The organism is Janthinobacterium sp. PC23-8, from assembly GCF_002250505.1.
In the GTDB taxonomy this organism is placed as follows: domain Bacteria; phylum Pseudomonadota; class Gammaproteobacteria; order Burkholderiales; family Burkholderiaceae_D; genus Janthinobacterium.
In genome coordinates, this window is sequence record NZ_NJGY01000001.1 from 2,103,748 (window position 1) to 2,110,135 (window position 6,388).

At 54.1% G+C, this 6,388-nt stretch carries 5 protein-coding genes, 1 tRNA gene and 2 rRNA genes; all 8 read right to left on the minus strand.

Annotated features, from left to right (window positions below):
• Positions 1–5: 5 nt before the first annotated feature.
• The 8 genes from CD932_RS09075 to rrf all read right to left on the minus strand — a co-directional run bounded on the left by CD932_RS09075 (position 6) and on the right by rrf (position 6,190).
• Positions 6–82, minus strand: a tRNA-Ile gene (locus CD932_RS09075).
• A gap of 99 nt (positions 83–181) precedes the next feature.
• Positions 182–1,714: ribosomal RNA gene (locus tag CD932_RS09080) — 16S ribosomal RNA — on the minus strand.
• Positions 1,715–2,196: 482 nt separating this feature from the next.
• Positions 2,197–2,895, minus strand: a complete 699-nt coding sequence (locus tag CD932_RS09085; RefSeq protein ID WP_094442353.1) for a GntR family transcriptional regulator — start codon at positions 2,893–2,895, stop codon at positions 2,197–2,199.
• Positions 2,896–2,921: 26 nt separating this feature from the next.
• Positions 2,922–3,650 (minus strand): amino acid ABC transporter ATP-binding protein, encoded by a 729-nt coding sequence (locus CD932_RS09090; RefSeq protein WP_094442354.1) that lies wholly within the window; start codon positions 3,648–3,650, stop codon positions 2,922–2,924.
• Complete coding sequence (locus CD932_RS09095) at positions 3,637–4,287, minus strand: amino acid ABC transporter permease (RefSeq protein ID WP_094442355.1); 651 nt, start codon at positions 4,285–4,287, stop codon at positions 3,637–3,639. Before CD932_RS09095 ends, CD932_RS09090 begins: the two co-directional genes overlap by 14 nt.
• Complete coding sequence (locus tag CD932_RS09100) at positions 4,284–4,952, minus strand: amino acid ABC transporter permease (RefSeq protein WP_094442356.1); 669 nt, start codon at positions 4,950–4,952, stop codon at positions 4,284–4,286. The genes CD932_RS09095 and CD932_RS09100 overlap by 4 nt, the downstream gene beginning before the upstream one ends.
• 84 nt (positions 4,953–5,036) lie before the next feature.
• On the minus strand, positions 5,037–5,825 hold the full coding sequence (locus CD932_RS09105; RefSeq protein WP_094442357.1) for a transporter substrate-binding domain-containing protein: 789 nt from the start codon (positions 5,823–5,825) through the stop codon (positions 5,037–5,039).
• Between the two features lie 252 nt (positions 5,826–6,077).
• Positions 6,078–6,190: ribosomal RNA gene (gene rrf, locus CD932_RS09110) — 5S ribosomal RNA — on the minus strand.
• Positions 6,191–6,388 lie beyond the last annotated feature (198 nt).

Below are 6,388 nucleotides of genomic sequence, written 5' to 3' on the forward strand. Positions count from 1 at the left end.
TTAACTGGTAGGGCTGGTTGGACTCGAACCAACGACCCCCGCGTTATCAACACGGTGCTCTAACCAGCTGAGCTACAGCCCCAACGCGGTGCTACATACGACTACTGTTTCTTCTTCAGCTAACAGTCGATAAGTGTGGACATTTAATGAGTGAATCATTGCTGATTCGTGCAAACTCTAGAAAGGAGGTGATCCAGCCGCACCTTCCGATACGGCTACCTTGTTACGACTTCACCCCAGTCACGAATCCTACCGTGGTAAGCGCCCTCCTTGCGGTTAAGCTACCTACTTCTGGTAAAACCCGCTCCCATGGTGTGACGGGCGGTGTGTACAAGACCCGGGAACGTATTCACCGCGACATGCTGATCCGCGATTACTAGCGATTCCAACTTCATGCAGTCGAGTTGCAGACTACAATCCGGACTACGATACACTTTCTGCGATTAGCTCCCCCTCGCGGGTTGGCGGCGCTCTGTATGTACCATTGTATGACGTGTGAAGCCCTACCCATAAGGGCCATGAGGACTTGACGTCATCCCCACCTTCCTCCGGTTTGTCACCGGCAGTCTCATTAGAGTGCCCTTTCGTAGCAACTAATGACAAGGGTTGCGCTCGTTGCGGGACTTAACCCAACATCTCACGACACGAGCTGACGACAGCCATGCAGCACCTGTGTACTGGTTCTCTTTCGAGCACTCCCTGATCTCTCAAGGATTCCAGCCATGTCAAGGGTAGGTAAGGTTTTTCGCGTTGCATCGAATTAATCCACATCATCCACCGCTTGTGCGGGTCCCCGTCAATTCCTTTGAGTTTTAATCTTGCGACCGTACTCCCCAGGCGGTCTACTTCACGCGTTAGCTGCGTTACCAAGTCAATTAAGACCCGACAACTAGTAGACATCGTTTAGGGCGTGGACTACCAGGGTATCTAATCCTGTTTGCTCCCCACGCTTTCGTGCATGAGCGTCAATCTTGACCCAGGGGGCTGCCTTCGCCATCGGTGTTCCTCCACATATCTACGCATTTCACTGCTACACGTGGAATTCTACCCCCCTCTGCCAGATTCTAGCCTTGCAGTCTCCAATGCAATTCCCAGGTTGAGCCCGGGGATTTCACATCAGACTTACAAAACCGCCTGCGCACGCTTTACGCCCAGTAATTCCGATTAACGCTTGCACCCTACGTATTACCGCGGCTGCTGGCACGTAGTTAGCCGGTGCTTATTCTTCAGGTACCGTCATTAGCAAAGGATATTAGCCCTCACCGTTTCTTCCCTGACAAAAGAGCTTTACAACCCGAAGGCCTTCTTCACTCACGCGGCATTGCTGGATCAGGCTTGCGCCCATTGTCCAAAATTCCCCACTGCTGCCTCCCGTAGGAGTCTGGACCGTGTCTCAGTTCCAGTGTGGCTGGTCGTCCTCTCAGACCAGCTACTGATCGATGCCTTGGTAGGCTTTTACCCTACCAACTAGCTAATCAGATATCGGCCGCTCCACGAGCATGAGGTTCTTGCGAATCCCCCACTTTCATCCTTAGATCGTATGCGGTATTAGCGTAACTTTCGCTACGTTATCCCCCACTCCAGGGTACGTTCCGATATATTACTCACCCGTTCGCCACTCGCCACCAGAGCAAGCTCCGTGCTGCCGTTCGACTTGCATGTGTAAGGCATGCCGCCAGCGTTCAATCTGAGCCAGGATCAAACTCTTCAGTTTAATCTCTGTTTAATGTCATTTCTGACAGGTCGGACAGCATCACTACCATCCACATCTTTTGCATGCAAAAGATGCGCTCACTCAAAAAACTGACAGGCTACTTCCGAAGAAGTATCCTATTTCATTATTTCTTGTGAACATTTGATATTTTAAGTTTGACAGCGATCCGAAGACCACTGCTGCACTTCATCAAATGCCCACACTTATCGACTGTTAATTGTTAAAGAACGGTATTCGGTGTTACGTTTCGCGCTATCGACAAAGCGTTGTGTTTGTCAGCTGCGAAGAAGGAAGAGTATGAAGCGTTTTCAGCATTTCGTCAACCCCGTTTTTCAGCGCATTGCGCTTAAAAACTTTTTACAACACCACCGTTTCCGGTGATCCTCAACTGCCGCATTTGACTGCGCCTCATTGGGGAGGCGAACTATAGCAAAGCCCCGGCAGTCTTGGCAAGGACTTTCCATCGTCATACTTGTTTTTGTTCAGGCGGCCAGCAGGGCTTTGATCAGGTCTTTCTTGTCGACACAGTCTGCAGCATCGATGTGCAGTGCCTTGAGCACATGGTCGAGGTGGTGCAACATGAGGTCGACGGCGGCGTCGGCGTTACCGGCCCTGGCGGCCTCGATGAACAATGCATGTTCGTCCGATGAGCAACTGGCGTCTTCGCTGGACTGCTGATGCATGGCGATCAACGAGGTCCGCGCCGTCAGTTTGCGCAAGATTTCCTTCAACACCAGATTGCCAACGATATCGGCCAACAAGGTATGAAAGTCACCGAGCAGTCTGGCGCGCAGCGGCAAATCGTTCTGCACCATGGCCTGGCGTTCCAGGGCCAGGTGGGCATCGATGCGACGATAATCGTCGGCATTGGCCATAGCCACGAAATCACGGGCAAGGCTGGCTTCGAGCGTGCGGCGCACGGCAAAGATTTCGCGCGCCTCACGTTCGCTGAGCTTGCACACGCATGCGCCCTTTTCCGGGATGATCTCGATCAGCTCATCTTTCGACAACATCAGCAAGGCCGCACGGATCTTGGTGCGGCTGACAGAATACACACGGGCCAGGGCCTCCTCCTTGAGTTTGGTGCCAGGGGGCAATCGGCGTTCGATAATCGCCGCTGCGATATCCGCAGCGATCTCTTCGGACGAATTGGGAACGGCTGCTGTGGTGGGGTCAGACATGCGGGATCCGTCTTTGTCAAAAACGGTCAGGAAACCGAACTGATGAAACTGGCCAGTTCCGGCGTTGACGGCGCAGCAAACAGGGCCTTCGGATCACCTTGCTCATGGATTTTTCCTTGATGCATGAACACCAGTTGATCGCCCACTTCGCGGGCGAAACGCATTTCATGCGTAACCATGATCAAGGTCATGCCGTCCTCGGCCAGCTTGCGCACCACGGCCAGCACTTCGTTTACCAGTTCGGGGTCGAGCGCTGAGGTAATTTCATCGCACAACAGTATTTTCGGCTGCATCGCGAGAGCTCGGGCGATCGCCACACGCTGTTGCTGGCCACCCGACAGCTGGTCTGGAAAAGAGTCAAAGCGATCGGCAAGGCCGACTTTTGCCAGCGCATCGCGCGCCAGCGCTTCAGCTTGCTGCTTGCCTATTTTTTTGACCACGGTTGGCGCCAGCATCACATTCTGTCCGGCGCTCAGATGCGGATACAGATTGAACTGCTGAAACACCATGCCGACCTTCAAGCGCAACTGGCGCAAATCGGTCTGGCCGACGGTGACGCGCACACCATCGACGTCGAGCGACCCTTCATCGAAACTTTCCAGCCCGTTGATCGAACGCAGCAAGGTACTCTTGCCCGAACCGCTACGTCCGATCACGGCTGTGACTTGTCCTTCCTTGACGTGCAGGTCGATGCCCTTGAGGACGTGGTGCGTACCAAAACGCTTGTGCAAACCATTGATGCTAACGAGAGACATTCATTTTCCTTTCCAGGCGGCGGGCATATAGCGAAAGCGGGAAACACAGACAAAAATACATCAGGCCGATCAAGCCATATACGGTAAACGGTGCAAAAGTGGCGTTACTGATCATCGAGCCGGCCTTGGTCAGCTCGACAAAGCCGATGATGGAAGTGACCGCCGTCGCCTTCACGACCTGCACGGAAAATCCGACAGTCGGTGCAACGGCGATGCGCAGCGCTTGCGGCAAGATCACATGACGCATCTGTTCCATATACGTCATTGCTGTGCTGGCAGACGCTTCCCACTGGCCACGGGGAATCGCCTCGACGCAACCGCGCCAGATTTCCGCCAGGTAGGCGCTGGTAAACAAGGTCAAGGCCACGCTGGCCGCCAGCCAGGGCGACACTTGCATGCCGGTCAGAGACAGGCCAAAGAACAGCAGGAACAATTGCATCAGCAGCGGCGTGCCCTGGAACAGTTCGATATACATCACGGCAAACCGGCGCAGCAACCGCGAGCTTGACGTGCGCATCATCAGGATCGCGATGCCGGCCAAGCCGCCGCAAACAAAGGCGATCAAGGAGAGCAATACCGTCCAGCGCCCCGCCAGCAACAAGTTGCGAATGATGTCCCACAGGGAAAAATCGCTCATGTGGCTCTCCTGGCAAGCACGTAGCGGCCAAACAGCCCCAGGGCGCGACGCACGCCGACCGCCAGCAAAAAGTACATAATGGTGACCACGAAGTACACCTCGAAGGAGCGGAAGTTACGCGAGGTAATGAAGCCGGCGCCAAAGGTCAGTTCTTCCGCCGAAATCTGCGAGCACACCGACGAACCGAGCATCACGATCACGATCTGGCTCGACAAAGCCGGCCACATCTTGAGCAGGGCCTGACGCAAGACCACGCACCGGAAAATCTGGAAACGCGACATCGCCAGCGCTGAAGCGGCCTCGATATGTCCTTTCGGTACAGATTCCACACCGGCGCGGATAATCTCGGTGCTATAGGCGCCCAGGTTGAGCACCATCGCAATCGTTGCCGCCTGCCATTCGCTCAAATGAATGCCCAGGCTGGGCAAGCCGAAGAAGACAAAAAACAGCTGCACGATGAACGGCGTGTTGCGGATCAGCTCCACATACACGGTATAGATCGGGGACAGCACGGGTAGTTTCCAGGCCCGCGAGATAGCGCCAAGAATACCGATGGCAACACCGAGCACCGTGCCGACGAGGGTCAGGCGCAAGGTACCGATCACGCCGTTGAGCAGATACTCGCGATATTCCCAAATACTGCTGAAATCAAAAATGTATGCCATGGTGCCCTTGCAGTGAGCCGGTCTGAATGGTCGAAGACGATGGCCGCGGCATGCCCGAATGGCATGGCAGCGGCAGAGAATCAGTTACAGCAAGGCCGTGACGGGGCGCGTTGTTTTCAGCCATTTCTGGGCGATGCTATTGAGGCTGCCATCCACTTTTGACTTGGCCAGGATCGCATTGACTTGCGCCAACAATTTGGGCTCGCTTTTATTGATGCCGACATAACAAGGAGAATTCTTGATAAAGAATTTGAACTCCAGTTTTTTGGCAGCCTGTTTTTCGACAATTGCGCCAGCCACCACATTGCCGGTGGCAATCAGGGGTACCTGGCCGGACAGGAAAGCGGAAATGGTCGCGTTATTGTCTTCAAAACGTTTGATGGTGGTGGTCGGGGGCGCAATTTTGCTCAGCTCAAGATCTTCCACGGCGCCACGGGTCACGCCCACGGTTTTATCCGCCAGTTGCTCGGCCTTGCTGATCGCCAGATCAGCGCCACCGAATACGCCACTGAAAAATGGCGCATAAGCGGCGCTGAAATCGATGACTTTTTCACGCTCCGGGTTTTTACCAAGACTGGAAATGACCAGGTCGACTTTTTTGGTATTCAGATAGGGAATGCGATTGGCGCTGGTGACAGGCACCAGTTCCAGCTTGACGCCCAGCGCCTTGGCCAGCAGTGCGGCCACGTCGATATCGTAGCCGACAGGTTTCATGTCAGGACCGACCGAGCCGAAAGGCGGGAAATCCTGGGGCACGGCGACGCGCAAGACCTTGGCCTTGAGAATATCGTCGAGCGCCTCGGCATGGGTCAGCGGTGCGGCAAGTGCGGTGGCGGACAAGATCAGCGACAACAGGATCGAACGGCGATTCATGGACAACTCCTCAAGGTGGGATGGAGCGTACTGTCCCGTAATGAACAGCACGCCATTATCCATGAGCATTTTTCGTGCCTGCATACAAAGCCTGTATACGATCTGCAAAACCCCACTTCTGCATGGTTTTTGAGCAGCATATGAGTTTTTGCACCAAGCCATGCACGAATAAGGTGCATCGCGGCAAAACCTGCAGACGAAAAAAAACCCCGCTCATCACTGATCGGGGTTTTTTTCTACTGCGAATAACAAGCCTGACGATAACCTACTTTCACACTGGTTGCAGCACTATCATCGGCGCAAAGTTGTTTCACGGTCCTGTTCGGGATGGGAAGGGGTGGGACCAACTTGCTATGGTCATCAGGCATAACTTGTACTGGCATTTGTCCTCGGTCGAGCGACAAAGCCTGAATCTGGAAGAAGCAAAGATTAGGGTAATGAATGGTATCAACACACACGCAACGTTGTACTGTCTTATCCTCTGCACCTGCTAAGGTTATAGGGACAAGCCGTACGGGCAATTAGTACTGGTTAGCTTAATGCATTACTGCACTTCCACACCC

Excerpts from the sequence above, each read along its gene's own strand:
- CD932_RS09085 (WP_094442353.1), bottom strand. The coding sequence starts at position 2,895 with ATGTCTGACCCCACCACAGCAGCCGTTCCCAATTCGTCCGAAGAGATC.
- CD932_RS09090 (WP_094442354.1), bottom strand. The coding sequence starts at position 3,650 with ATGTCTCTCGTTAGCATCAATGGTTTGCACAAGCGTTTTGGTACGCAC.
- CD932_RS09095 (WP_094442355.1), bottom strand. The coding sequence starts at position 4,287 with ATGAGCGATTTTTCCCTGTGGGACATCATTCGCAACTTGTTGCTGGCG.
- CD932_RS09100 (WP_094442356.1), bottom strand. The coding sequence starts at position 4,952 with ATGGCATACATTTTTGATTTCAGCAGTATTTGGGAATATCGCGAGTAT.
- CD932_RS09105 (WP_094442357.1), bottom strand. The coding sequence starts at position 5,825 with ATGAATCGCCGTTCGATCCTGTTGTCGCTGATCTTGTCCGCCACCGCA.